A 26,903-nucleotide genomic window follows, 5' to 3' on the forward strand; every position below is an offset into this window, starting at 1 on the left:
CGCGGGCCGCCCGCGGCGGCGGGCGCGCGGTCGGGTGCGGAAACGGCGAGGGCCCCCGGACATCGCGTCCGGGGGCCCTCGCCGTCGCATGGGCGGCCTGTTCGCCGGCGCCCCTGTTCCGCCGGCGCTCAGTGCGTCACCCGCGTTCCGTCGGTGCCCGACGGCTCAAGCGGTCGACACGCGAAGGCCGACGCTCAGCGCTCGACCTCGCCGCGGATGAACTTCTCCACGTTCTCCCGGGCCTGGTCGTCGAAGTACTGCACCGGCGGGGACTTCATGAAGTACGAGGACGCCGACAGCACCGGACCGCCCACTCCCCGGTCCTTGGCGATCTTCGCGGCGCGCAGCGCGTCGATGATCACACCCGCGGAGTTCGGCGAGTCCCACACCTCCAGCTTGTACTCCAGGCTCAGCGGAACGTCGCCGAAGGCGCGTCCCTCCAGCCGCACGTACGCCCACTTGCGGTCGTCCAGCCAGGCCACGTAGTCGGACGGGCCGATGTGGACGTTCTTCTCGCCCAGGTCCCGGTCGGGGATCTGGGAGGTGACGGCCTGGGTCTTGGAGATCTTCTTGGACTCCAGCCGGTCGCGCTCCAGCATGTTCTTGAAGTCCATGTTGCCGCCGACGTTCAGCTGCATCGTGCGGTCCAGGATCACCCCGCGGTCCTCGAACAGCTTGGCCAGCACCCGGTGGGTGATGGTGGCGCCCACCTGGGACTTGATGTCGTCGCCGACGATCGGAACACCGGCCTCGGTGAACTTGTCCGCCCACTCCTTGGTGCCGGCGATGAAGACCGGGAGGGCGTTGACGAAGGCCACCTTGGCGTCGATGGCGCACTGCGCGTAGAACTTGGCGGCCTCCTCCGAGCCCACCGGCAGGTAGCAGACCAGGACGTCGACCCGGCGGTCCTTGAGGACCTGGACGACGTCGACCGGCTCCTCGGCCGACTCCTCGATGGTCTCGCGGTAGTACTTGCCCAGGCCGTCCAGGGTGTGACCGCGCTGGACGGTGACACCGGTCGTGGGCACGTCGCAGATCTTGATGGTGTTGTTCTCGCCGGCGCCGATGGCGTCGGCCAGGTCCAGGCCGACCTTCTTGGCGTCCACGTCGAACGCGGCCACGAACTCGATGTCCGAGATGTGGTAGTCACCGAACTGCACGTGCATCAGACCCGGCACGCGGCTCTTCGGGTCGGCGTCCTTGTAGTACTCGACGCCCTGCACCAGCGACGCGGCGCAGTTGCCCACGCCGACGATGGCTACGCGAACCGAACCCATTGGCGGTTGCTCCCTGTGTTCTCAGTCGTTCCCGAAGAGGACCCGCACGGCGCGGACCCTCACTTGGCGGTGTCCTCACCAGACGGATCGGACGGGGTCTCCCCGCGGCGCCGGTCGCGCCCCGCCCGCTCGCTCTCGATGAGTTCGTTGAGCCAGCGGACCTCGCGCTCCACGGACTCCATTCCGTGTCGCTGGAGTTCGAGGGTGTAGTCGTCCAGGCGCTCGCGCGTGCGGGCCAGGGAGGCGCGCATCCTGGCGAGGCGCTCCTCCAGCCGGCTGCGGCGGCCTTCCAGCACCCGCATCCGCACGTCGCGCGAGGTCTGGCCGAAGAAGGCGAAGCGGACGCCGAAGTGCTCGTCCTCCCAGGTGTCCGGACCGGTCTGGGACAGGAGCTCCTCGAAGTGCTCCTTGCCCTCGGCCGTCAGCCGGTAGACGATCCTGGCCCGGCGCCCGGCGAGCGGCGCCGAGGGGGAGTCCTCGGGCGGGGTGCCGGGCTCCTCCGTCAACCACCCCCGCTGCACCAGCGTCTTGAGGCAGGGGTAGAGGGAGCCGTAGCTGAAGGCGCGGAAGACGCCCAGCGAGGTGTTGAGCCGCTTGCGCAGTTCGTAGCCGTGCATCGGCGACTCGCGGAGCAGCCCCAGAACGGCGAACTCCAGGATTCCCGAGCGCCTGCCCATCGCCGTCACTCCCTCCGTCCGTCGGTGCCGCGGCCGTGTGCCGGCCGCGGTGTCCTCCCCCGCGTCTCTCGACTCGCGGTGTTCCCTGTTCCGCTCTGTCGATACCTCGCATCGATGTATCGACTCGATACATCGTAGCGATAGCTCAGACGATAGAACGCCGACCCGGACGGGACAAGAAGAGGGGGTGAGGGGGCTCACACCGCCGATTCGTCACAGGTCACTCGACCCTTTTGCGCGGAAAGCCGACATTGGCAGGTTTTGGAGCTGCGTAGTCTGTCCGCTGTGCAGAAGGTGACCGGGAACCAACGAGACGTTCGACGCGTCCTCGTCCCGGGTGCAGTGCGGCCAGTTCGGGGAGTCCGGCCGGGCCGCACGTCGGGGGACCGGAAGTACACTGCCGCCTTCAGGCGCGAGCGCCTGCCCGAGGAGTAGCTGTTCCACATGAGCGAGCACCGTCGCAAGCCACCGCAGTCGCGTGGCCGGCGCGCCGCCCAGCCGCCGTCCGGTGGCCGGCGTGCCGCGCAGTCACCGCACGACGCCACCCCCAGCTCCCACGGCATGCCCTCTGACCGCCCTTACGGCGGCCGGGCCGAGGCCCGTCGCGCGGCGCAGCGCGCCGCGGGCGGCAGACGCCGTGCCGCGAGCGGCGCCACCGCCGTCGGAGGACGCCGAGCGCGCTACGAGCCGGAGAAGAAGCGGTTCATCGACTACCCGCGGTCCGACAGGGACGGCTGGCGGCGCTGGACGCCGTCGTGGAAGCTGGTCACCGGTCTGTGTCTGGCGTTCCTGGGCGCCCTCGTCGGCCTCGCGGGTCTGGCACTGGCCATGGTCGAGATCCCGACCGAGGCGAACGCCGCGGCGGTCCGGCAGAACAACGTCTACTACTGGAACGACGGCAAGACGGTGATGGCCCGGGTCGGTGAGCAGAACCGGCAGAACGTCAAAATAGAGGACATCCCGAAGTCGATGCAGCAGGCGGTCGTCGCCGCCGAGAACGCCACCTTCTGGGAGGACAGCGGCGTCGACCCGGTGGGCATCGCCCGCGCGTTCGTCAAGATGGCCACCGGCGGTGACACCCAGGGTGGTTCGACCATCACCCAGCAGTACGTCAAGAACACCTACCTGACCCAGGACCAGACCATCACCCGCAAGGTGAAGGAGCTGTTCATCTCCATCAAGGTCAACACCGACATGGAGAAGGACGAAATCCTGCAGGGCTACCTCAACACCAGCTACTACGGGCGGAACGCGTACGGCATCCAGGCCGCGTCCCAGGCGTACTTCAAGAAGAACGCCGAGGACCTCACGCTCTCCGAGAGCGCCCTGCTCACCACGGTGCTCAAGGGTCCCGACCTGTACGACCCGGCCGGCGGGGTGAACAGCTCCGCCCAGGAGAACACCCAGCGCGCCAAGAAGCGCTGGAGCTGGGTCCTGGACCGGATGGTCGAGCTGAAGATGATCAGCCAGAGCGAGCGGGACGAGTGCGAGTTCCCCGAGATCGCCCGCCGCGAGGCGCCGACCGACATGAGCGGTCAGGTCGGTTACCTGGTGTCCGTCGCCGAGGCCGAGGTGATGAGGAAGCTCGATCTCACCAAGGAGCAGTTCGACCAGGGCGGCTACCAGATCCACACGACCTTCGACAGGAAGAAGGTCACCGCGCTGACGAAGGCGGTCGACGAGGTCCGCGATCAGTACCTCAAGCCGGACGAGCGCCCCGGCGGCAAGGACAAGTACGTCCAGTTCGGCGCCGCCTCGGTGGAGCCGGGCACGGGCGAGATCGTCGCGATCTACGGCGGTCCGGGCTTCGACAAGGGCCACTTCACCAACAACGCGGACACCCAGGGCGTCCCGGTCGGTTCGGTCTGGAAGCCGTTCGTGCTCTCCGCCGCCATGGAGTACGGCACGTACCGGAGCGGAGGCGAGGGCATCTCGCCGGAGAGCGTGTACAACGGCGACAACAAGCTCAAGATCAAGCAGCAGGACGGCACCGACTACCTGGACAAGGAAGGCAACCCCTTCTACCAGGTGAACAACGGCGACGAGGACCACGGGCCCATCACCCTGCGCAAGGCCATGGAGGTGTCCGCCAACACCCCCTTCGTCCAGCTCGGCATGGACGTGGGCATGGACAAGGTGAAGACCGTGGCCGAGAAGGTCGGCATCGACGAGAACAGCTTCGACCCCAACCTCAACCCCTCCTTCGCGCTGGGCACCTCCACCCCGGGCGCCATCGAGATGGCCGAGGCGTACGCGACGTTCGCGAAGTCCGGCACCCACGTCGAGCCGTACGCGGTGACCAAGGTCATGAAGAACGGCGAGGAGAGGCCGGGCTTCGAGAGGCCGCGGAAGGAGACGGCGCTCGACGCCAACATCGCCAACAACATCACCGACATCCTGCACAAGAACGTCGTCAACGGCCCGGACGGCACCGGTTACCGGGCCCGGCAGCTGGGCCGCCCCGCCGCGGGCAAGACCGGTACCACCGACCAGAACAAGTCCGCCTGGTGGGTCGGCTACACCCCGCAGTTGTCCACCGCGGTCACGATGTTCCGCAGCGACCCGGAAGAGGGAACGCTGCTGTCGATGAACGGCACGGGTGGCTTCCCGTCCATCCACGGTGGTGAGCTGCCCACCCAGGTGTGGGTGAACTACATGAAGGACGCCCTGGCGGGCGAGCCGGTGGAGAACTTCCCCAAGGCACTCCCCGTGGGCGAGAGGGCCGACCAGATCAGCACCCCGTCCCCGACGCCGTCCGCGTCCGAGTCGCCCGACCCGAGCCCGTCCGAGAGCGAGGAGACGGAGCCCTCCACGGAGCCCTCGTCGTCCGCGCCGTCGCCGTCGACCCAGCCGTCGAACACCTGCCGGCCCGGTGAATGGTTCTGTGAGGACACCGAGGGCCAGACGGAGGGGAACACCGGCGGCACCGACCAGGGCAACACCAACGGCTCCGACGGCGGTACCGACGAGGGCACCACCACGGGCTCCGACGGCGGTACCGACCAGGGCAACACCAACGGTCGCCCGGGCGGCGACAGTGGCTCCTCGCTCTGGGGCCAAGGCGGCAGCAACGACTGATCCTCACGCCCGACGCTGGACCTTCTCCGGCCCCCGTGCTCTCGCGCGGGGGCCGGAGTGCATGGCCATCGAAGCGGCCAGACTCGTTTGAAGGTTGCATGCCATGCTGCCCGAAATTACGATCACGGAATGCGTATCAGGAAGAAACTCTCCGTCGTGATGGCGCTTGCCTCCGCTGCCGCCTCCATAGTTCTGTTAACCCCCTCCTCGGCCATGGCCGCCTACGGCTGCGGCAGCACAGCTCCGGACAAGGACAGTCAGGCCTACGGGAAGTACTTCGCGACTTCTGTGAACATCCGCAGCGGTCCGTACACGAGTTGCGCTGTGAGAGGGGTCGGCTACACGAGCCACACGGTCGATATCCACTGCTACACCAACGTGTACTACAACGGGCGTAACTGGACCTATGTCCGCGACGTCACCACAGGCGTGACCGGCTGGGTCTGGGATGGGAATCTGAACACAGTCTCCTACAGCCTGTGCTAACGGCCGTGGGGAACCGAACGCCATGACCGAGTGGACGGTCTGCCCGCCCGGAGTGGCGGGCAGACCGGGTTCCCTGGCCGGTAGCGGATGACCACCTGCCGAGCGAAGGAAGGGGCCTCTGCGGTCCCGACATGTGCCGGTTCCTTGGGTGGCGCGAACAGGCCATACGGCAGGATGGGCCCATGACGTTCGCGCGCCAGGACCCACAGGCACCGGTACGGCCCACCGACCAGGACGAGATCGCGGCCAGTGGCAGCGAGCTGATCGGTGGGCCGATCGGCAGGCGCGCGCTGACCGGGCGGCACTGGTGGTCGCCCGTGCGGGTCGTGCTGCTGGTGGCGATGGGGATGTTCGCGCTCGGCATGGTGCAGAAGCTGCCCTGCTACGAGAGCGGCTGGTTCCACGACCGGACCGCCCAGTACGTGCACGCCTGCTACTCCGACATCCCGCACCTCTACACCGGACGCGGCTTCGCCGACGACCTCACGCCGTACTTCGACCGCATCCCGCAGACCGTCTCCGGCGGGATGGAGTACCTGGAGTACCCGGTGCTGACCGGGGTTTTCATGGAGGTCGCCTCCTGGCTCACCCCGCACGGCGGCGAGATGATGCACCGGCAGCAGATCTACTGGATGGTCAACGCCGGGATGCTGATGGTCTGCGCCGCCGTCCTGGTGGTGTGCGTGGCCCGCGTCCACCGGCGCCGTCCCTGGGACGCCCTGCTGGTCGCGCTCGCGCCGGCCCTGGCCCTGACCGCCACCATCAACTGGGACCTGCTCGCCGTCTCCCTGACCGCCGCGGCGATGCTGATGTGGTCGCGGAGCCGTCCGTTCGCCTTCGGGGTGCTGCTCGGCCTCGCGACCGCCGCCAAGTTCTACCCGTTCCTGCTGCTGGGACCGCTGCTGGTGCTCTGCTGGCGCGCGGGGCGCTGGAGGGAGTTCGGGTCGGCGCTGGGCGGGACCGTGCTCTCGTGGCTGGCGGTGAACCTGCCCGTCCTGGTGTTGGCGCGGGACGGCTGGTCGAAGTTCTACACGTTCAGCGAGGAGCGGGGCATCGACTTCGGCTCGATCTGGCTGGTCGTCTCGCAGCGCACCGGCGATCCGCTGGAGCACGCCAACACCTACGCCATGGTGCTGATGGCCCTGGGGTGCGCCGGGATCGCCGCGCTCACCCTGTACGCGCCTCGGCGTCCGCGCTTCGCCCAGCTCGCCTTCCTCGTCGTCGCCCTGTTCATCCTGACCAACAAGGTCTACTCGCCGCAGTACGTGCTGTGGCTCATCCCGCTGGCCGCCCTGGCCCGGCCGCGCTGGCGCGACTTCCTGATCTGGCAGGCGTGCGAGGTGGCGTACTACCTCGGCATCTGGTTCTACCTCGCCTACACGGGCAGCGGCGACGATCACCACGGGCTGCCCACCGAGGGCTACCAGATCGCCGTCGCGGTCCACCTGCTGGGCACGCTGTACCTGTGCGCGGTGGTGCTGCGGGACATCCTGGTCCCGGAGCGCGACGTGGTCCGTCGCGACGGTTCCGACGACCCCTCGGGCGGCGTGCTGGACGGCTCGCCCGACGTCTTCGTCCTCGGTCGGCGCCGTGACCACGGGTACGGGTACGAGGCTCCCGAGGGAGACCGGGAACCGATCACGGGGTGGGGTCCGTCCTCCCGGCCGCACTCTCACGCGGGGTGATCCTCCGAGGGCCGTGGGCGGATGGGGAAAAGGCGTCGTTTCACGTGAAACACGGGCACGCTCGGGGAGCGGTGTGTGCCGTTCCGGCGGGTGTGTGAGGCTGAGCGCATGGCTGTTGTGCGTGACCTGCGCGTGCTCCTGCGCTTCCCCGGCTTCCGTCGGCTGCTGACCGTACGGCTGCTGTCCCAGTCGGCGGACGGCGTCTTCCAGGTCGCGCTCGCCGCCTATGTGGTCTTCTCCCCCGAGCAGGAGACCTCCCCCGCCGCCATCGCCTCCGCGATGGCGGTTCTGTTGCTGCCCTACTCGCTGCTCGGCCCCTTCGCCGGGGTGCTCCTCGACCGTTGGCAGCGACGCCAGGTGCTGCTGTACGGGAACCTGCTGCGCGTCGTGCTCGCCCTGGGGACGGCGGCCCTGGTGTTGGCCTCGGTTCCGCTGTGGCTGTTCTACCTCGCCGCGCTGTCGGTCACCGCCGTCAACCGCTTCGTCCTCGCCGGGCTCTCTGCCTCGCTGCCACGCGTGGTGGACGGCGAGCGACTGGTGATGGCGAACTCCCTGTCCCCCACGGCGGGCACCCTGGCCGCCACCGCGGGGGGCGGGCTCGCCTTCCTCGTACGGATTCCCGCCCCGGAGGGTGCCGCCTCGGACGCGACGGTGGTGGTCGTGGGAGCCGTGCTCTACCTGCTGGGCGCGTTGGCCTCGCTCCGGATGGACCGGGAACTGCTCGGCCCCGACCCGTCCGTGTCCCGGCCGCATCTGGCCACGGCCGTCGTCGACACCGCGCGCGGCCTGGTCGCCGGGCTGCGGCACCTGGCCCGGCGGCGCAGGGCCGCGCAGTCGCTCGCCTCGATGGCGCTGCTGCGGTTCTGCTACGGCGCGCTGACGGTGATGGTGCTGATGCTGTGCCGGTACGCCTGGAACGGCGGTGCGGTCGGCGGTATGGCGCTGCTCGGTGTGGCGGTGGCCGTCTCGGGCCTGGGCTTCTTCGCGGCCGCCGTCCTCACCCCCTGGGCCGCGCAGCGCGCCGGACGGTTCGGCTGGATCGCGGTGTGCGCGGCCGGCGCGGCCGTGCTGGTGCCCTCACTCGCCCTGTCCTTCGCACCCCTGCCGATCCTGGGCGCCGCCTTCGTCGTCGGCCTGGCCACCCAGGGCGCCAAGATCGCCACGGACACGGTCGTGCAGTCGTCGGTGGACGACGAGTACCGGGGGCGGGTCTTCTCCCTCTACGACATGCTCTTCAACGTCGCCTTCGTCGGCGCCGCGGGCGTGGCCGCCCTGATGCTCCCTCCCGACGGCCGCTCGGCGGCCCTGGTGCTGACGGTGACGGCGCTGTACGCGACGGTGGCCGTCGCCGTGTTTCACGTGAAACACGGCGACGGCCACCGCGACGGACGGGGGGACGCGGTCACGCCCGCTCGGCCCACCACTTCCTGAGGGCCTCGGCCGCGGCCTCGCGTCCCATCGGACCGTGCTCCAGCCGCAGCTCCAGCAGGTACCGGTACGCCTCGCCCACCTCGGGGCCGGGGCGGAGCCCCAGGACCTCCATGATCTCGTTGCCGTTGAGGTCCGGGCGGATGGCGTCCAGCTCCTCCTGCTCCTTCAGCCGCTCGATGCGCGCCTCCAGGCTGTCGTACGCGCGCGCCAGGGCGTTGGCCTTGCGCTTGTTGCGCGTGGTGCAGTCCGAACGCGTCAGCTTGTGCAGCCGCTCCAGCAGGGGGCCGGCGTCACGGACGTAGCGCCGCACCGCCGAGTCGGTCCACTCTCCGGTGCCGTAGCCGTGGAAGCGCAGGTGGAGTTCGACCAGACGGGAGACGTCCTTGATCATCTCGCTCGGGTACTTGAGCTTGGTCATCCGCGCCTTGGTCATCTTCGCGCCCACCACCTCGTGGTGGTGGAAGGAGACGCGTCCGTCCTTCTCGAACCGGCGGGTCCTGGGCTTGCCGATGTCGTGCAGCAGGGCGGCCAGCCGCAGGGTGAGGTCCGGGCCGTCGTCCTCCAGGTCGATGGCCTGCTCCAGCACGGTCAGGGTGTGCTCGTAGACGTCCTTGTGCCGGTGGTGCTCGTCACGCTCCAGCCGCAGCGCGGGCAGCTCGGGCAGCACCCGCTCGGCCAGGCCGGTCTCCACCAGGAGCTCCAGCCCCTTGCGCGGGTGGTCGCCGAGGAGCAGCTTGTTCAGCTCGTCGCGCACCCGCTCCGCCGAGACGATCTCGATCCGGTCGGCCATCGCCCTCATCGCGGCGACCACGTCGTCCGCGGGATCGAAGCCGAGCTGGGAGACGAACCGGGCGGCGCGCATCATCCGCAGCGGGTCGTCCGAGAAGGACTCCTCGGGGGTGCCGGGGGTGCGCAGCACCCGGCGCGCCAGGTCCCCCAGGCCGTCGTGCGGGTCGACGAAGGTCTTCTCGGGCAGCGCGACCGCCATGGCGTTGACGGTGAAGTCACGGCGTACGAGGTCCTCCTCGATGGAGTCGCCGTAGGAGACCTCGGGCTTGCGCGAGGTGCGGTCGTAGGCCTCCGAGCGGTACGTCGTCACCTCGATCTGGTAGTTCTCCTTGCGGCAGCCCACCGTGCCGAAGGCGATGCCCACCTCCCACACCGCGTCCGCCCACGGCCGCACCAGGGTCAGGATGTCCTGCGGGCGGGCGTCGGTGGTGAAGTCCAGGTCGTTGCCGAGCCTGCCCAGCAGCGCGTCGCGTACGGAACCGCCGACCAGGGCCAGCTCGAATCCGGCATCCTTGAAGCGGCGGGCCAGGTCGTCGGCGACAGGGGAGACCCGCAGCAGTTCGCTCACGGCTCTGCGCTGAGCCTCCCCCAGCGCCGCTGGAGGGGCCCCTCGGGTGGGCTCGTGAGCCGGCTGCTGAGGGTGGCTGTCAGTGTTGGCGTTCGGCACAGCAGAACAGGGTACGTTGCCCTCCCCGCCCGATCCTCTTCGATCACCGATCGGCTCGCGGTCCGTACCCGGCCACGGGCGGCTCCGCGGCACTCACGGCCGTCGGAGGTCGTTAGCATCTGGGGGCAGCATCTGGGTGCGTCAGACCAGCAACAGGGCGGTACCGGGCGACCGGCGGACAGGATGGACGAGCACGTGGCCGAGGCGGCACAGACCCCAGCGACCCTCACCGCTCCTGCCCGGCGCCGCCGGTTGCGGCGCTGTGGGTCCGTCCTGGCCGCCCTGCCGTTGCTGACCGGGACGTTCCTCGGCCTTCCGGAGACCGCCTCCCACGCCGCTCCCCGCACCACCGCCTCCCCGGCGACGCCCTCGGCCGCCTCAGCCGACGCGTCGAGCACCTCCACGGTCTCCATCAACCGGCTGACGCCCTCGGCGCCCGGGAAGGGGGACACGGTCACCATCTCCGGGCAGGTCGGCAACACGACCGGCGCCACCGTCACCGACGCCCGGGTGGCACTGCGCGTCGGCTCCCGGCTGACCTCGCGCAGCTCGGTCGAGGAGGTCTCCTCGCGTCCGGGGGTGTCCCCCGGGATCGACGGGGCGGAGATCGACGGCAAGGGCACCGTGGAACTGGGCGACATGCCGGCCGGTTCCAGCCGCTCCTTCACCCTGACCGTGCCCGTCGGGAAGCTGCCGTTGGACGAGGCCGGCGTGTACCCGATCGGCGTGTCGCTGTCGGGGCGGACGCGCGAGCAGCCGTACGAGCACGTGCTGGGCGTCGACCGGACCTTCCTGCCCTGGCAGTCGTCCTCGCCCGAGGCGGAGACGCGGATCACCTTCCTGTGGCCGTTGATCTCCACCGCGCACCTCGGCGCCCACACCGAGGCCGACGACGAGGACCAGACGCCGGTCTTCGACAACGACGACCTCGCCGAGGAGATCGCCCCCGGCGGACGGCTCCAGCAGCTGGTCGCCCTCGGCAAGGACCTCCCGGTCACCTGGGTGATCGATCCGGACCTGCTGGCCTCGGTCGCGGCGATGACCGAGAGGTACGAGGTACGGATCGACGACGACACCACCGTTCCGGGCCGGGGGCAGGAGCACGCGCGGCAGTGGCTCTTCGAGCTCCAGCAGGCGGTGGAGGACGAGGAGGTCGTCGCCCTCCCCTTCGGCGACCCCGACCTGGCCTCCCTCGCCCACCGCGGCAAGAACGTCCCCGGCACGCTCGGCCACTTGGGCCCGGCCACCGAACTGGGCAGGAAGACGGTGGAGACCGAGCTGCACGTCGAACCCAGCACCGACTTCGCCTGGCCGGTGGAGGGCGCCATCGACCCCTCGATCGTCTCCGTGGCCACCTCGGCCGGCGCTCACAACGTCATCACCCGCAGCGACAGCCTGCGCGAGACCGGCGGACTGAACCACACCCCCACCGCCGCCCGGCCGATCGGCGGCGGCACCACGGCCATCGTGGCGGACGCCAAGCTCTCCCAGCTGTTCCAGGGAGACATGACGCGGGCGCGGAACTCGACGCGGTCCGTGCAGCGGTTCCTGGCGCACACCCAGCTGATCACCGCCCAGCGGCCGGGCACGCGCAGCATCGTCGTGGCGCCGCAGCGCAGGCCCACCGCCAGCCAGGCCCAGACGATGGCCGCCGCGCTCCGGTCGCTGGAGCTCGACGGCCGCTGGATGGAGTTCGTGCCCCTCTCCGAGGCCGCGGAGGCCGAGCCGGACCCGCGGGCCAACCGGAAGGTGCCGAGCCAGAGCGCCTACCCGTCCGCCCTGCGCAAGCAGGAGCTGCGCACCGAGGCGTTCGAGGAGATCCGCGCCACCCAGAACACGCTGGAGGACTTCGAGGAGATCCTCTCCCAGCCCGACCGGGTGAGGACGCCCTTCAACAACGCCATCCGCCGCTCGATCTCCACCTCCTGGCGCGGTGACCGCGAGTCCGCGGCGGAGTACCGGGAGGCGACCCACGCCTACCTGGAGGAGCTGACGGGGGGAGTCCGGCTGATCGAGAAGTCGGACATGAAGCTGTCCGGCCGCAGCGCCACCATCCCCGTCACCGTGCAGAACAACCTCTTCCAGAGCGTGGAGGGGCTGGAGTTGCGGCTGACGTCGGGGCGTCGGCTCGGCCTGGACGTCGGCGGGCCGCAGCCGGTGACGGTGAAGGGCGGGCACAGCCAGTCCGTGAAGGTGCCCACCACCGCCAAGGCCAACGGCCGCACCTGGGTGGAGGCCCAGCTCTACACCGAGGACGGCGAGCCCTGGGGCGAGCCCATGACCTTCCACGTGGAGGTCACCGAGATCACCTCCGCGGTGATGCTGGTGATCTCCGGCGGTGTCCTGCTGGTGGTCCTGGCCGGTGTGCGGATGTACACCCAGCGCAAGCGCGCCGGAGCCCGCCCCGATCCGGACGCCCCGGCGGCGCCGGAGCCCTCCGTCGAGGAGGACGACGAGGACGACGAGGGGGCCGGGGACGCCCCTCGGGGCGGCACCGGAGAGGATGCCGGGAACGAGCAGGAGAGTGACCGGACCGGGGACACCGAGTCCGAGCGTCACGGCTCCTCCGGCATGGGTGAGAAGGTGGACCGTTGAGCGAGCTGTCGGGGCCGGCGAGAGCGGCCGCGGACGATGAGGTGGGGTTGCAGCGATGAACGCGCCGTACGACCGTGACCGCGGCGACACGCCGGGCGGGGACCCGACCGCCCGGGGCGGCCGGGAGCCGTACGACCGGAACGCCCCGCACCCCGACGGCCCCCGGGACCTCTACGGGCAGCCGTCGCCGTCCCACCACGCCCCCGACCCCCGCCGCTGGGCGCCGACACCGCCGCCGGAGCCGGAGGGCCCCTCACGGCGGCTGCCGTACGGCGACGACCCGGCGACCGTGCGCTTCACGGGCGTGGACGACCTGCTCAGCAGAGCACCGGACGAGGACGGTGGGCGGACGCGCGACGACGCCTTCGCGCACCTCTACCGCGACCAGCAGGCTCCGCCGCCCGGGCCGTACCAGCAGTACCCGTCGTCCGGGCAGCCGGCGGGTCCGACCGACTCCCGGCATCCGTACGGGCACCGGCCCCCGGAGCACCGGGAGGGGGAAGCCTCCGGATCGCGGAACCCGTACGAGCCGTCCCCCCAACCCGGTCCCCACCAGACCGGTCCGTTCCACCAGACCGAGCAGCCGCCGCCCTCCGCCTCCGCCCCCCAGCCCCCGCCGTTGCAGCAGGCCGTGGCGGAGGAGGAGACCACCGGCGCGACGCCTCCGGTGGCTCCCGCCAAGCCCGCGCGTCGCGGCGGCGGCATACTGAAGTCCAGCGCCATCATGGCCGCGGGCACCATGGTCTCCCGGCTCACGGGCTTCGTCCGCACCCTGGTGATCACCGCCGCGCTCGGCGCCGCCCTGCTCGGCGACGCCTACACCGTGGCCTACACGCTGCCGACGATGATCTACATCCTGTCCATCGGCGGCGGCCTGAACTCCGTCTTCGTCCCGCAGCTCGTGCGGGCCATGAAGAACGACGCCGACGGCGGCGAGGCGTACGCCAACCGCCTGCTCACCCTGGTCACGGTGGTCCTCGGCGCCCTCGTAGCGCTCACCGTGCTCGGCGCGCCCCTGCTGGTACGGATGATGTCGGTGCCGATCGCCGACGATCCGGAGGCCAACAACGTGGCGGTCACCTTCGCCCGCTACTGCCTGCCGACGATCTTCTTCATGGGCGTCCACGTCGTCATGGGCCAGATCCTCAACGCCCGGGGCCGGTTCGGCGCGATGATGTGGACCCCGGTCCTGAACAACATCGTCATCATCACCACCTTCGGCCTGTTCATCTGGGTGTACGGCACGGCCCGCACCTCCGGGATGACCGTCGAGACGATCCCGCCGGAGGGCGTCCGACTGCTCGGGGTCGGCACCCTGCTGGGCCTGGTGGTGCAGGCCCTGGCGATGATCCCCTACCTGCGGGCCACCGGGTTCCGCGTCCGTCCGCGCTTCGACTGGCGCGGCCACGGCCTGGGCAAGGCCGCGCGCCTCGCCAAGTGGACGTTCCTGTTCGTCCTGGCCAACCAGGCGGGACTGCTGGTCGTCACCCAGCTCGCCACCTGGGCGGGCAAGGCCGCGGACGCCGACGGGCACCCCGGCACCGGCATCCTGGCCTACAGCAACGCCCAGCTGATCTGGCAGATGCCGCAGGCCATCATCACCGTCTCGGTGATGGCCGCCCTGCTGCCGAGGATCTCCCGCGCCGCCCACGACGACGACCCGGGCGCCGTCCGCGACGACATCTCGCACGGGCTGCGCACCTCGGCCGTCGCCATCGTGCCCGTCGCCTTCGCCTTCGTGGCGCTGGGCGTGCCCATGTGCCTGCTGATGTACTCCTCCGCGGGCGTCGACGCGGCCACCTCGATGGGCTACACGCTGATGGCCTTCGGCCTGGGCCTGATCCCGTACTCCGTGCAGTACGTCGTGCTCAGGGGCTTCTACGCCTACGAGGACACCCGCACCCCCTTCTACAACACGGTCATCGTCGCCATCGGCAACGCGGCCGGCTCCGCGCTGTGCTTCCTGGTGCTGCCCAGTCGCTGGGCGGTCGTCGGCATGGCCGCCTCGTACGGCATCGCCTACGCCATCGGCGTGGGCGTCGCCTGGAAGCGGCTGCGCAAGCTGCTCGGCGGGGACCTGGACGGCGCCCGCGTCGTCCGCACCTACACCCGGCTCTGCGGCGCCGGTGTTCCGGCCGCCCTCGTCGGCGGCGGCATCGCCTACGCCGTACTCCAGGCGCTCGGCGCCGGTTTCGTCGGTGGCGCCACGGCCCTGGTCGCGGGCGGTCTGGCGCTGGCCGTGGTGTTCGTCCTGGCCGCCAAGCGCATGCGGATCGAGGAGCTGACGGCCATGGTGGGTATGGTCCGCGCCAAACTGGGCCGCTGACGAAACCGCCCGGCCTCGGCCGCACAACCCTCGGCCCCACCCGTGTGTCGTGCATACCGATGGACTGTGGGCACAATTGTCTCTGGCTGTGTTGACGAACAGGCTGCAACGAATGGGGAGGCAGGACCGACGGTGGCGGAACGGAGCACGGCTGCCGTCGACGTGGCCGACAAGAGCGGCGGAGCGGGCGGCAAGGACAAGCCGCCGACCGCCGAGGCGGAGCAGGCCACGGCCGACGGTGCAACGGCCCACGAGAGCGATGACAACGACGCCGCGGAGGACAACGCTCCCACCGCGCATACGAAGGGCTCCGAGACACAGCCCACCGACTCGGCACCACCGACGTCCTCGTCCCGACCACCTCAGCCTCCCGAGCTGCACAGCGGACACAAACTCGCCCGGCGCTACCGCCTGGAGGAGTGCGTAACGCGCCTGGACGGCTTCAGCAGCTGGCGCGCCGTGGACGAGAAGCTGCGCCGCGCCGTCGGCGTCCATCTGCTGGCCGCCGACCACCCACGCGCCCGTTCCGTCCTCGCCGCGGCCCGCTCCGCAGCCCTCCTCGGCGACCCCCGCTTCGTCCAGGTCCTGGACGCGGTCGAGGAGAACGACCTCGTCTACGTCGTCCACGAGTGGCTCCCGGACGCCACCTCCCTGACCACCCTGCTCGCCGCCGGCCCCCTGCAGACCCACGAGGCGTACCAGCTCGTCTCCCAGGTCGCCCAGGCGATGGCCGCCGCCCACCGCGAGGGACTGGCCCACCTGCGGCTGACCCCCGGTTGCGTCCTGCGCACCGCCGCCGGCCAGTACCGCATCCGCGGCCTCGCCGTGAACGCCGCGCTGCGCGGCATCGCCTCCGACCATCCCCAGCGCACCGACACCGAGGCGATCGGCGCCCTGCTCTACGCCGCCCTCACCCAGCGCTGGCCCTACCGTGAGGACGCCTACGGCCTCAGCGGCATGGCCGAGCTGACCGGAGACTCCCTCGTCCCGCCGGACCAGGTGCGCGCCGGGGTGCACCGCGGTCTCTCCGAGTTGGCCATGCGCGCGCTCGTCAACAAGGGCGCCACCGCCTCCCGCCAGGAGCAGCCCTGCACCACCCCGGAGGAACTGACCAAGGCGATCGCCGCGCTCCCGCGCATCCGCCCGCCGGAGCCCGAGTTCACCGCGCCGCCCCCGTACCAGCGCTCCTCCCTCCGGAACGGTGCCCCCACCGCCCGCACCCCCGTGGGGCCCGGCGGTCCCGCGGGGGCCGTGCCGCCCGTGCCTCCCGCCCTGCCCGGCCGCACCGGCAGATTCCTGAAGTGGAGCGTCTCCGCCCTGCTCATCGCCGCGCTGGGTCTGGGCAGCTGGCAGCTCGCCGACGCCCTGATGCGCGGTCGGGTCGAGCAGCCTTCCGACCCCGGGGCCGCCCAGAACAGCGGCAAGACGGACGCCGAGGCCCCGAAGGCGGAGGACCTCGACATCAAGACGGCCCAGGAGTACTACCCCGACGGCAGGCCCCAGGACGCCGACGAGGTCGGCCTGACCCACGACGGCGACTCCCAGACGTACTGGCGCAGCAAGTCCTTCCGTGACGGTCCCGTGCTGAGGCCCTACAAGGCGGGATTCGGGATCGTCTACGACCTCGGCACCGAGAAGAAGATCTCGTCCGCGACGATAAGCCTGCGCTACGGAGGCGACCACACGGCCGTCTCCCTCTACGCGGCCGACGCCCTCTCCTCGTCCGCCTCCATCGACGGGATGCGCGAGATCGCGTCGGGGAACACGTCCTCGAACTCCCTGAAGCTGGCTCCGAAGAAGCCGCACAGTGCCCGGTATCTGGTGGTGTGGATCACCGCCGCGCCGTACGCACCGGGTGACTCCTACAGCAACCCGGGATACAAGCAGGGGATCAACGAGGTGGCCTTCAAGGGGTACTGAGCCGTCCCCGCGTGTGTCGTCTCCGGAGGTCGGGAGGGGCGGCGTGCCCGACCGGATCCGCCGGGGACGACACCCTCCCCTCGGCCCGTGGGGCCCAGGGGAGCGGGCAGGGTCCGTAGGACGGCGAGGCCGTGCGTCAGGAAGCGCCGTCGTTCTCGCTGTCGTCCCCGTTGTTCTCGCCTTCTCCTGGCGCGCGGGCCCCGCTCCGCACCCGGGGCAACGGAGCCGTGGCCGGGGTCGGATTCGGATTGCCGCCGGTGCCGTTGCCGTTGTTCCGACGGCGGACATCGGCTCCCGGCGGGCGCTGTCCACGGCACGGGCGCAGGCGTCCGTCGCTCGGACCGCATCCATCGCCCGTGTTGATTGCCGCCCGCACCGTGGAGGCAGTAGAAATACTCACCACGAGCAGTGCAGTGGTGGCCACGGCAAGAGCCGCCTACTTCCGCAGGAAAGCCCTGACCAGCCCCTCTCCCTTGTATGGTTGATTAGCTTGATCCCCTTGCCCGGCATACGCGTTCCTCACACAACAGCGGGGGCGACCACGGCATGACCCGCGAAAACGCGTCGGACAGTCCGAGCGATCGGGAACTTCTCGCTCGCCATGTCGCAGGCGATCCCCACGCCTTCGGCGAGATAGTGCGGCGGCATCGCGACCGGCTGTGGGCAGTCGCCCTGCGGGTCCTGGGGGACCGCGAGGAGGCCGCCGACGCCGTCCAGGACGCCTTCGTCTCCGCCTACCGGGCCGCCCACACCTTCCGGGGCCAGTCGGCCGTCACCACCTGGCTGCACCGCATCACCGTCAACGCCTGCCTGGACCGCGCCCGCAAGGCCGCCAGCCGCCGCACCTCGCCCGTGGCCGAGCCCGAGCGACTGGAGCAGCTCCTGGAGCCGCACGAGTCCGCGGCCGTGCCGGCCGAGCGGTGGGATCTCCAGCGTCAGCTCATCGCCGCGCTCTCCGAGCTGCCGCCCGAGCAGCGAGCGGCGCTCGTTCTCGTCGACATGCAGGGCTATCCGGTCGCCGAGGCCGCCCGGATCCTCGGCGTCGCGGTCGGCACCATCAAGAGCCGCTGCGCCCGGGGGCGGGCCCGTCTGCTGCCGCTGGTGGCCCATCTGCGGTCCGGTGGGCCGAGAGGGGATACCCCACCGGGCAGCGGGGGAAGGAACCGGACGCTGGGGACGTCCGTCCCAGCGGCAAGAGAGAAGCCAGACACCGGGGCCGTGAAGGGCGGAGGTGAACACGCATGACATCCCCGTCTTCCGCGTCGTTCGGCACGGACGAACATCCCGAGGTCGCCGAGATCTCCGCTCTTGCCGAGGGGCTGCTCCCTCCGGAGCGCTCGGCCGACGTACGCGCTCACCTGTCCGACTGCGACCTGTGCGCGGACGTGCAGGTCTCCCTGGAGGAGATCCGCAGTGCCCTGGGCACTCTCCCGGGGCCGGTCCGGATGCCGTCCGATGTCGCGGGCCGCATCGATGCCGCCTTGGCCGCGGAGGCTCTGCTCGACGCCACGGCCCCCGATTCCGGCCCCGCCTCCGACGAGGACCGGACCGACGGACGGGATCGGTCCCCGGAGGGGGAGCCGGCCGCCGTTTCACGTGAAACGCCGGCCGCACGTGTCGTTTCACGTGAAACAACCTCCGCGGGGCGATCGTCCACCCGTCCCGCGGGACACGCCCGGGGCGCGGGCGGGCCGGGACGCTCCGCACGCCGATCACGACGTTGGCGCACGGCTCTGCTCGGCACCGCGGGCGCGGCAGCCCTCATCGCCTTCGGTGCCCTGCTCCTGCCCGAGCTGCAAGCGGGCTCCTCGGGCGCCCGAACCGACAGTGGAGTCGCCTCGGACAGCACGAGCCGCTCCGAGACCGGCGTGGCCGACGAGGCCCTGGAGGCACGGATAAGGTCCCTGCTCGCGGACGGCGGGACATCCGGGAAACCGAAGCAGGGGCCGGAGAAGGCCGGACCGGACGACACCCCGGAGTTCACCACCAAGGCGAGCCCCAATGCCCCCCTGAGCACCGGCACGCCCACGATGCCGTCCTGTGTCCGTGAGGGCATCGACCGCGACGAGGTGCCGCTCGCCGTCGACAAGGACGTCTACGAGGGACGGCAGGCGTACATCGTGGTCCTGCCGCACGGGTCGGACGGCACCCGCGTGGACGCCTATGTGGTTGACGCCGACTGCGTCGGGAAGACACCTTCCGAGCCGGGCACGGTGCTCGCCACCCGTACCTATGCGCGATGACTCTGCCCACGCGCGTTACCACGGTCGGGAATGCCTTCCTCCTAGGATTCGTTGGGTGAGATGAGCCTCCCCCGAGGCCCGTCTCAGACCCATCGGCAGACCCATCGGCAGACAAGGAAGACTCCCGTGAGCGACGTCCGCAACGTGATCATCATCGGCTCCGGGCCGGCGGGCTACACCGCAGCGCTCTACACCGCCCGCGCCTCGCTGAAGCCGCTGGTCTTCGAGGGCTCGGTGACCGCAGGCGGCGCGCTGATGAACACCACCGAGGTGGAGAACTTCCCCGGTTTCCGCGACGGCATCATGGGCCCGGACCTGATGGAGAACATGCGCGCCCAGGCCGAGCGCTTCGGCGCCGAGCTGGTCGCCGACGATGTGGTCGCCGTGGACCTGACCGGCGAGATCAAGTCGGTGACCGACTCCGCGGGCACCGTGCACCGGGCCCGCGCGGTCATCGTCGCCACCGGCTCCCAGCACCGCAGGCTCGGCCTCCCCAAGGAGGAGGAGCTCTCCGGCCGCGGCGTGTCCTACTGCGCCACCTGCGACGGCTTCTTCTTCCGCAACCACCACATCGCCGTGGTCGGTGGCGGCGACACCGCGATGGAGGAGGCCACCTTCCTGTCCCGGTTCGCCGACTCGGTCACCGTCGTCCACCGTCGGGACGCCCTGCGTGCCTCCAAGGCCATGCAGGAGCGCGCCTTCGCCGACCCGAAGATCAAGTTCGCGTGGAACAGCGAGGTCGCCGAGATCCACGAGACCGACGGCAAGCTCTCGGGGCTGACCCTGCGCGACACCGTCACCGGCGAGACCTCCGAGCTGCCGGTGACCGGTCTGTTCGTCGCCATCGGACACGACCCGCGCACCGAGCTGTTCAAGGGCACCCTCGACCTGGACGACGAGGGGTACCTGAAGGTGGACGCCCCCAGCACTCGCACCAACGTCCCCGGCGTCTTCGCCGCCGGGGACGTGGTGGACCACACCTACCGCCAGGCCATCACCGCCGCCGGCACCGGCTGCTCCGCCGCCCTGGACGCCGAGCGCTACCTGGCCGCGCTGAGCGACGGCGAGGCCGTCGCCGAGCCGGAGAAGGCCGAAGAGGCCGCGGCCGCCGCCGCTCTCTGAACGACCTGCTTCCGCTCCAGCCCACACACCCGAGAACTCAAGGAGAACACCATGGCCACCCTGACCGCCACCGACGCCGACTTCGAGGACGTCGTCCTCAAGAGCGACAAGCCCGTCCTGGTCGACTTCTGGGCGGCCTGGTGCGGCCCGTGCCGTCAGATCGCCCCGTCCCTGGAGGCGATCGCCGAGGAGCAGGCCGACAAGATCACCGTCGTCAAGCTCAACATCGACGAGAACCCGGCCACCGCCGCCAAGTACGGCATCATGTCCATCCCGACGATGAACGTCTACAAGGGCGGCGAGGTCGTGAAGACCATCGTCGGTGCCAAGCCCAAGGCCGCGATCGAGCGCGACCTGGCCGAGTTCATCGGCTGACGCGTTTCACGTGAAACAGGCCCGCCCCCCGTGGGGCGGGCCTGTTGGCGTTCCGGACGGCCGCGGCCCTGCGGCCGCGTCACCGCCGGCCACGAGACGGGCACGGCGGCCCAGAGCGGTTCACAGAGGCCTGAGAGCGGGCTCCTTCTGTACGGCTCCCAACAGCCGATCGATCGCCAACTCCACGTCCTGCTTCCACGAGAGCGTCGTCCGCAGTTCCAACCTCAGCCGTGGATAGGCGTGGTGCGGGCGCACCGTCTTGAAGCCGACCGCCAGAAGGTGGTCGGCGGGGAGCAGACAGGCGGGCTCTTTCCAGCGGGCGTCCCCGAACGCCTCGATCGCCTTGAAGCCCCGCCTCAGCACATCCTTCGCCACGGCCTGCACCATCACCCGCCCCAGCCCCTGGCCCTGGTAGCCGGGCATCAGCCAGGCGGTGATCAACTGCACCGCGTCCGACGACACGGGACTGGTGGGGAATGCCGTCGAACGCGGCACATAGGCGGGCGGTGCGTAGAGCACGAAGCCCACCGGCACATCGTCGACGTAGACGACCCGCCCACAGGATCCCCACTCCAGCAGTACGGCCGATATCCAGGCTTCCTTCTCCAGATCCGGCCGTCCTGCCTTCACCGCGGCGTCGCCGCTGACGGGATCGAGCTCCCAGAAGACACACCTACGGCAGCGTTTGGGGAGGTCCGGCAGGTTGTCCAGAGTGAGAGGAACGAGTTGACGCCCCATGGAGACATCGTATCCATGGGGCGTCACTTGTCCGGGTTCTTCCGCTCACTCGTCGGTGTCGTCGTCTCCCCTGGAGAGCTGCTGCTCCAGCAATTGGTCCTCACCCGGCGCGAACTGGCTCAGAATCCGCTCCAGATCCTCCATCGAGGCGAACTCGACGACGATCTTTCCCTTCTTCTGGCCCAGGTCCACCTTCACCCGGGTGTCGAAGCGGTCCGAGAGTCGGGTCGCCAGGTGGTCCAGCGCGGGGGAGACCCGCTTGCCGGCCCGCGGTCCCCTGAACTTGGCCCGGCTCTTCGGCTTCGAGCCCATCAGGGTCACGATCTCCTCGACCGCCCGAACCGACAGCCCCTCGGCCACGATGCGGTGGGCGAGCCGGTCCTGCTCCTCGGGGTCCTCCACCGACAGCAGCGCACGGGCATGCCCTGCCGACAGCACCCCGGCCGCCACCCGCCGCTGCACCGGCGGCGAGAGCTTCAGCAAACGCAGCGTGTTGGAGACCTGCGGGCGCGAGCGGCCGATGCGGTCGGCCAGCTGGTCGTGTGTGCAGTTGAAGTCCTTCAGCAGCTGGTCGTACGCCGCCGCCTCCTCCAGGGGGTTCAGCTGGGCCCGGTGCAGGTTCTCCAGCAAGGCGTCCAGGAGGAGCTTCTCGTCCTCCGTGGCCCGGACGATCGCCGGGATCTTCTTCAGCCCGGCCTCCCGGCAGGCCCGCCAGCGCCGCTCCCCCATGATGAGCTCGTAGCGCTCCGGCCCCGTCCGGCGTACGACGACCGGCTGGAGAAGACCGACTTCCTTGATGGAGGTGACCAGTTCCGCCAGCGCGTCCTCGTCGAAGACCTCACGCGGCTGCCGGGGGTTGGGGGTGATGGCATCGATCGGCACCTCGGCGAAGTGGGCACCCGCCACCTCGCCGCCCGCCGTCCCCTCCGCGGGCGCGGTTTCACGTGAAACCGCGTTCCCCTGCCGAGTGTCGCCTGCCGGCAGGGAGGCCACCTTGGCGGCCGCCACCCCACGCCCCGGTGTGAGCACCGGAACCGCGGTGGGCGAAAGCGCCCCGTTCTCTCCCACCAACGGGCTGACACTGTCGTCCGGTCCCGCCGGGGCCGCGGGGATCAGCGCACCGAGCCCTCGGCCCAGCCCTCTACGTCGTTCCGTCACTGATTCCCCTCCACCATGTGCTGTTCCTGCTGCTTACCGGCACCTCGCAGCGCGATCTCCCGAGCCGCTTCCAGATAGGAGAGCGCACCGCTGGAACTCGGATCGTAAGTGAGAACCGTCTGCCCGTAGCTGGGCGCCTCGGAGATGCGGACCGACCTCGGGATGTTGGTGCGCAGGACCTCCTTGCCGAAGTGGCCGCGCACCTCCTCCGCCACCTGGGAGGCGAGCCGTGTCCGCCCGTCGTACATCGTGAGAAGGATCGTCGAGACATGGAGCTTGGGGTTGAGGTGCCCCTTGACCAGTTCGACGTTCCGCAGCAGCTGCCCCAGCCCCTCCAGCGCGTAGTACTCGCACTGGATCGGGATGACCACCTCCGCGCCGGCGACCAAAGCGTTGACGGTCAGCAGGCCGAGCGAGGGCGGGCAGTCGATGAAGATGTAGTCCAGCGGCTGCTCGTATGCGGAGATCGCCTTGTGCAGACGGCTCTCCCGCGCCACCAGCGAGACCAGTTCGATCTCGGCGCCGGCGAGGTCGATCGTGGCCGGGGCGCAGAAGAGCCCCTCCACCTCCCGCACCGGCTGAACGACGTCGGAGAGCGGCCTGCTGTCCACCAGAACGTCGTAGATCGAAGGCACCTCGGCGTGGTGGTCGATCCCCAGGGCTGTGGACGCGTTGCCCTGGGGGTCGAGGTCGATCACCAGGACCCGGGCTCCGTGCAGCGCCAGGGACGCGGCGAGGTTCACCGTGGTCGTGGTCTTGCCGACCCCGCCCTTCTGGTTGGCGACCACCATCACCCGAGTCTCCTCGGGGCGGGGGAGGCCCTCACCGGCCCGGTTCATCGCCGCCACCGCCTGCTGAGCGGCCCGGCCGACCGGTGCGGAGACATCCCCGTTGTACCGGGGGGTGGCGTCCATCGGGGGCGGATTCTCGCTCAGCGTTTCACGTGAAACATCCGCCGTTTCAGAACGGGGGCCCGGGACCGGATCGGTCATCGGTCCCGCGATATGGCCGTCGGACCGCAACGGTTCACTCTCCTCGACATCAGGCTCGCAATGAAGAGAGCCTGCCATGCCATCGGGGTCGGGAACCAGCGAGCCCCGCTCACCTGTGGATGAATCCACTTCCGAGCGGGGCTTGGATGAGCGCGATGCACCGTTCGAACGCCCACGATGGATGATTCCGTGCAACAGGAAGCGACGTTTCACGGGAAGCACGATGCATCCACGCTCGACCCCGGACGTGGCGACACTCCGCAGAAGGCGTCTATGGCGACTCTACGGAGTAATGGAACCCCACCTCGGGGTCACCGTCGGCGCCGGGTCCCTCGAGAACGTCCCGTCCGAGCGGCCTTCGCCCGCTTGGCGGCGAACCGCACCCCGCCCGGGCTCTCTCCGACCTCGACCCGCACCACGGTGGCCGGCGGGTCCACCAGTCCCTCGCCGACGCGGAGCACCGACGACTCCACCGCCCCGAGCTTCTGGAGCGCGGACCGGGCCGCCTTCAGTTCCTCCTCGGCCGTGTCCCCCTTGAGCGCCAGCATCTCGCCGTACGGCCGCAGCAGCGGCACACCCCATCCGGCGAGCCGGTCCAGCGGGGCCACTGCCCGGGCCGTCACCACATGCACCGGGGAGAGCGAACCGAGGACTTCCTCGGCCCGCCCCCGCACCACGGACACGTGCTCCAGCCCCAGCAGCTCGACGGTCTCCTGGAGGAAGTTCGTCCGGCGCAGCAGCGGCTCCAGCAGCGTGATCTCCAGGTCCGGACGCACCAGCGCGAGCGGCACCCCCGGCAATCCGGCGCCCGAACCGACGTCGCAGACCGTCACTCCCTCGGGCACGACCTCCGAGAGCACCGCGCAGTTCAGCAGGTGGCGCTCCCACAGGCGCGGCACTTCACGCGGCCCGATCAGTCCGCGTTTGACTCCCACCTCCGCCAGCAGCTCCGCATAGCGGACCGCGTCGGCGAAGCGATCACCGAAAACCTCCCGCGCCACCTCGGGCGCGGGAGGGAGGGTCGACGACGCGGATTCCGTCACGGCAGCACGACCACGCAGCGCTGCGGTTCCTCGCCCTCGGACTCACTGCGCAGCCCGGCCGCGGCCACGGCATCGTGGACGACCTTGCGCTCGAAGGGCGTCATGGGCTTGAGCTTCACCGGCTCGCCGGTGCGCTTCACTTCCTTCGCGGTCTTGGTGCCCAGGGCCGTCAGCTCCTGGCGCTTGCGCGCCCGGTAACCGGCGATGTCCAGCATCAGCCGGCTGCGGTCGCCGGTCTCCCGGTGCACCGCCAGCCTCGTCAGCTCCTGGAGCGCCTCCAGCACCTCACCGTCCCGGCCGACGAGCTTCTGCAGGTCCCGGCTCTCGCCGTCGCTGATGATCGACACCGCGGCACGGTCGGCCTCGACGTCCATGTCGATGTCGCCGTCGAGGTCCGCGATGTCGAGGAGCCCCTCGAGATAGTCGGCCGCGATCTCCCCTTCCTGCTCAAGACGGGTCAGGGTGTCGGCGCCCTCTGCGGTCGTGTCCGTCACGAGTGGACTCCTTACTTACTTCTTGGACGGGTGCTTGGGACGCTGCGGGCCCTTGCGCTGCCCGGACTTCTTCTTGGGCTGCTGCCTGGTCCGCGCCGGCCGGTCGCCCCCGGAGGTCTTCTCGGCCGTGGAGGGCTTCCCCTCGGCGGCCTGCTCCTCGGCCTTCTTCGCCTCCGCCTGGGCCGCGGCGGCCTGGCGCTGGGCCTTGGTCATGCGCTTGGGCTGCTGCCGGTTGGCGCGGGCGGCCTCGACGGCCTTCCTCGCCTGGACCTCCGCCGGGTCCTCCTTGAGCTTGCCCTTGGCGCGCAGCTTCTCCTGGCGCTGCTTCCAGGCCAGCGAGCCCGGCGTCGGGTTGCGCTTGATGATGTACATCTGCTGCCCGAGGGTCCACACGTTGGTGGTCAGCCAGTAGACGAGGACACCGACGGGGAAGTTGATGCCGAAGACCGCGAAGATGATCGGGAAGACGTACATCAGCATCTTCTGCTGCTGCATGAACGGCGTCTTGACCGTCAGGTCGACGTTCTTCGTCATCAGCTGCCGCTGCGTGTAGAACTGCGACGCCGACATCAGCAGGATCATGATGACGGTGACCACGCGGACGTCGGTCAGCGAGGCGTTCAGCGTCTCGACCTTGTCGGCGCTGTCCATGAAGCGGGCGGCGATCGGTGCCCCGAAGACGTGGGCCTCACGGGCGCTGCTCACCAGGTCCTGGTTGAGGACACCGACCACCTGGTTGTTGGCGATCTTGTTCAGCACCTGGTAGAGCGCCAGGAAGAACGGCGACTGCGCGAGGATCGGAAGACAGCTGGAGAGCGGGTTGGTCCCCGTCTCCTTGTACAGCTTCATCATCTCTTCCGACTGGCGCTGCCGGTCGTTCTTGTAGCGCTCCTGGATCGCCTTCATCTTCGGCTGGAGCGCCTGCATGTTCCGCGTGGCCTTGATCTGCTTCACGAAGAGCGGGATCAGGGCGATGCGGATCACGATCACCAGCGAGACGATGGACAGACCCCAGGCCCAGCCGCTGTCCTCCCCGAAGGGGATGCTGTACAGCTTGTGGAACTGGACGATGATCCAGGAAACAGCGGTATAGAGAGGACCGAGGATCGTGTCGATCGTGTCCACGAGTCAGGCTCCTTGGGCATTGGACTGGGTCCGGTGCTGCCAGCGGGCACGCAGCCGCTGATGCCAGACCGGGTGCTTCCGGGCGGGGACGTGATCGACCCCACCGGACGACCATGGGTTGCAGCGCAGAATGCGCCAGGCGGTCAGCGCCGTCCCCTTCACCGCGCCGTGTCGGTTGACGGCCTCATAGCCGTAGTGGGAACACGACGGGTAGTACTTGCACACCGGCCCGAGCAACGGGCTGATGGTCCACTGGTACAGCTTGATCAACCACAGCAGCGGGTATTTCACGAGGGGCCTCCCAGCAGCCGCTGCAGTGCGGTGTCCAGATCACGGGCCAGTTCCTCGTGCTCCGCCTCACCCGCACCGGGCAGCGCCCGTACGACCATCAGGCTACCGGGCGGCAGCACGTCGAGCCTCTCCCGGACCAGATGACGCAGACGCCGCTTGACGCGGTTGCGGACGACCGCATTGCCCACGGCCTTGCTCACGACGAAACCCGCACGCACCGGAGGAACGACTCCCTCCGCGGCGTGCGGGTCCGTACGTCCCCCGGAATCGGGCCGAGGGGATCCCCTGCGCAGATGGACGACGAGGAGCGGGCGCCCGGCCCGCCGCCCCCGACGTACCGCGACCGCGAAATCCTCGCGCCGCCTCAGCCGGTTCTCGGAGGGCAGCACGT

The 26,903-nt window shown here is 70.1% G+C and carries 22 protein-coding genes; 11 read left to right on the plus strand and 11 right to left on the minus strand.

Annotated elements, in window-relative coordinates:
• Positions 1–194 precede the first annotated feature (194 nt).
• On the minus strand, positions 195–1,277 hold the full coding sequence (locus tag ABD335_RS29810) for an inositol-3-phosphate synthase (protein WP_344329113.1): 1,083 nt from the start codon (positions 1,275–1,277) through the stop codon (positions 195–197).
• Between the two features lie 59 nt (positions 1,278–1,336).
• On the minus strand, positions 1,337–1,954 hold the full coding sequence (locus tag ABD335_RS29815; protein ID WP_344329114.1) for a PadR family transcriptional regulator: 618 nt from the start codon (positions 1,952–1,954) through the stop codon (positions 1,337–1,339).
• A 444-nt stretch (positions 1,955–2,398) separates the two neighbouring features.
• Here ABD335_RS29815 and ABD335_RS29820 point away from each other — a divergent pair, with 444 nt between their 5' ends.
• The 4 genes from ABD335_RS29820 to ABD335_RS29835 all read left to right on the plus strand — a co-directional run bounded on the left by ABD335_RS29820 (position 2,399) and on the right by ABD335_RS29835 (position 8,634).
• Complete coding sequence (locus ABD335_RS29820) at positions 2,399–5,032, plus strand: transglycosylase domain-containing protein (protein ID WP_344329116.1); 2,634 nt, start codon at positions 2,399–2,401, stop codon at positions 5,030–5,032.
• Positions 5,033–5,161: 129 nt separating this feature from the next.
• A complete protein-coding gene (locus ABD335_RS29825) occupies positions 5,162–5,518 on the plus strand; it encodes an SH3 domain-containing protein (protein ID WP_344329118.1) in 357 nt (118 codons plus the stop codon).
• Between the two features lie 182 nt (positions 5,519–5,700).
• Positions 5,701–7,203, plus strand: a complete 1,503-nt coding sequence (locus ABD335_RS29830; RefSeq protein WP_344329120.1) for a glycosyltransferase family 87 protein — start codon at positions 5,701–5,703, stop codon at positions 7,201–7,203.
• Positions 7,204–7,311: 108 nt separating this feature from the next.
• Complete coding sequence (locus ABD335_RS29835; RefSeq protein ID WP_344329122.1) at positions 7,312–8,634, plus strand: MFS transporter; 1,323 nt, start codon at positions 7,312–7,314, stop codon at positions 8,632–8,634.
• On the opposite strand, the gene ABD335_RS29840 is transcribed toward ABD335_RS29835, so the two are convergent.
• Complete coding sequence (locus tag ABD335_RS29840; protein ID WP_425583785.1) at positions 8,606–10,090, minus strand: CCA tRNA nucleotidyltransferase; 1,485 nt, start codon at positions 10,088–10,090, stop codon at positions 8,606–8,608. The two genes, ABD335_RS29835 and ABD335_RS29840, sit on opposite strands and share 29 nt — an antisense overlap.
• A 183-nt stretch (positions 10,091–10,273) precedes the next feature.
• Here ABD335_RS29840 and ABD335_RS29845 point away from each other — a divergent pair, with 183 nt between their 5' ends.
• The 7 genes from ABD335_RS29845 (at position 10,274) to trxA (ending at position 20,671) form a co-directional block, all read left to right on the plus strand.
• On the plus strand, positions 10,274–12,685 hold the full coding sequence (locus ABD335_RS29845; protein ID WP_344329124.1) for a DUF6049 family protein: 2,412 nt from the start codon (positions 10,274–10,276) through the stop codon (positions 12,683–12,685).
• 55 nt (positions 12,686–12,740) lie between these two features.
• Positions 12,741–15,011: a murein biosynthesis integral membrane protein MurJ gene (gene murJ / locus ABD335_RS29850; protein WP_344329126.1), complete on the plus strand. Its 2,271-nt coding sequence runs from the start codon at positions 12,741–12,743 to the stop codon at positions 15,009–15,011.
• Positions 15,012–15,143: 132 nt separating this feature from the next.
• A complete protein-coding gene (locus tag ABD335_RS29855; protein ID WP_344329128.1) occupies positions 15,144–16,931 on the plus strand; it encodes a protein kinase family protein in 1,788 nt (595 codons plus the stop codon).
• A 546-nt stretch (positions 16,932–17,477) separates the two neighbouring features.
• On the plus strand, positions 17,478–18,176 hold the full coding sequence (sigM, locus tag ABD335_RS29860) for an RNA polymerase sigma factor SigM (RefSeq protein ID WP_344329129.1): 699 nt from the start codon (positions 17,478–17,480) through the stop codon (positions 18,174–18,176).
• Positions 18,173–19,174, plus strand: a complete 1,002-nt coding sequence (locus tag ABD335_RS29865) for an anti-sigma factor family protein (protein WP_344329130.1) — start codon at positions 18,173–18,175, stop codon at positions 19,172–19,174. The genes sigM and ABD335_RS29865 overlap by 4 nt, the downstream gene beginning before the upstream one ends.
• 126 nt (positions 19,175–19,300) lie before the next feature.
• Complete coding sequence (gene trxB / locus ABD335_RS29870) at positions 19,301–20,296, plus strand: thioredoxin-disulfide reductase (RefSeq protein WP_344329131.1); 996 nt, start codon at positions 19,301–19,303, stop codon at positions 20,294–20,296.
• A gap of 51 nt (positions 20,297–20,347) precedes the next feature.
• Positions 20,348–20,671 (plus strand): thioredoxin, encoded by a 324-nt coding sequence (trxA, locus tag ABD335_RS29875; RefSeq protein WP_344329132.1) that lies wholly within the window; start codon positions 20,348–20,350, stop codon positions 20,669–20,671.
• 120 nt (positions 20,672–20,791) lie between these two features.
• Here trxA and ABD335_RS29880 read toward each other — a convergent pair whose 3' ends face one another.
• From ABD335_RS29880 to rnpA, 8 genes are all read right to left on the minus strand, one after another.
• Positions 20,792–21,409: a GNAT family N-acetyltransferase gene (locus ABD335_RS29880; RefSeq protein ID WP_344329133.1), complete on the minus strand. Its 618-nt coding sequence runs from the start codon at positions 21,407–21,409 to the stop codon at positions 20,792–20,794.
• A 45-nt stretch (positions 21,410–21,454) separates the two neighbouring features.
• On the minus strand, positions 21,455–22,567 hold the full coding sequence (locus tag ABD335_RS29885) for a ParB/RepB/Spo0J family partition protein (RefSeq protein ID WP_344329135.1): 1,113 nt from the start codon (positions 22,565–22,567) through the stop codon (positions 21,455–21,457).
• Positions 22,564–23,637, minus strand: a complete 1,074-nt coding sequence (locus ABD335_RS29890; protein WP_344329392.1) for a ParA family protein — start codon at positions 23,635–23,637, stop codon at positions 22,564–22,566. Before ABD335_RS29890 ends, ABD335_RS29885 begins: the two co-directional genes overlap by 4 nt.
• A 233-nt stretch (positions 23,638–23,870) precedes the next feature.
• Positions 23,871–24,602: a 16S rRNA (guanine(527)-N(7))-methyltransferase RsmG gene (gene rsmG / locus ABD335_RS29895; protein WP_344329136.1), complete on the minus strand. Its 732-nt coding sequence runs from the start codon at positions 24,600–24,602 to the stop codon at positions 23,871–23,873.
• Positions 24,599–25,096 (minus strand): Jag family protein, encoded by a 498-nt coding sequence (locus ABD335_RS29900; RefSeq protein WP_344329138.1) that lies wholly within the window; start codon positions 25,094–25,096, stop codon positions 24,599–24,601. The genes rsmG and ABD335_RS29900 overlap by 4 nt, the downstream gene beginning before the upstream one ends.
• A gap of 15 nt (positions 25,097–25,111) precedes the next feature.
• On the minus strand, positions 25,112–26,212 hold the full coding sequence (gene yidC, locus ABD335_RS29905; protein ID WP_344329394.1) for a membrane protein insertase YidC: 1,101 nt from the start codon (positions 26,210–26,212) through the stop codon (positions 25,112–25,114).
• 12 nt (positions 26,213–26,224) lie between these two features.
• Positions 26,225–26,512, minus strand: a complete 288-nt coding sequence (yidD, locus tag ABD335_RS29910; protein ID WP_344329140.1) for a membrane protein insertion efficiency factor YidD — start codon at positions 26,510–26,512, stop codon at positions 26,225–26,227.
• The gene (gene rnpA / locus ABD335_RS29915) at positions 26,509–26,901 is read right to left on the minus strand and encodes a ribonuclease P protein component (RefSeq protein ID WP_344329142.1); all 393 of its coding nucleotides are present in this window, start codon (positions 26,899–26,901) and stop codon (positions 26,509–26,511) included. The genes yidD and rnpA overlap by 4 nt, the downstream gene beginning before the upstream one ends.
• Positions 26,902–26,903: the final 2 nt, after the last annotated feature.

The organism is Streptomyces macrosporus (assembly GCF_039533145.1).
GTDB classification, from domain to species: Bacteria; Actinomycetota; Actinomycetes; order Streptomycetales; family Streptomycetaceae; genus Streptomyces; species Streptomyces macrosporus.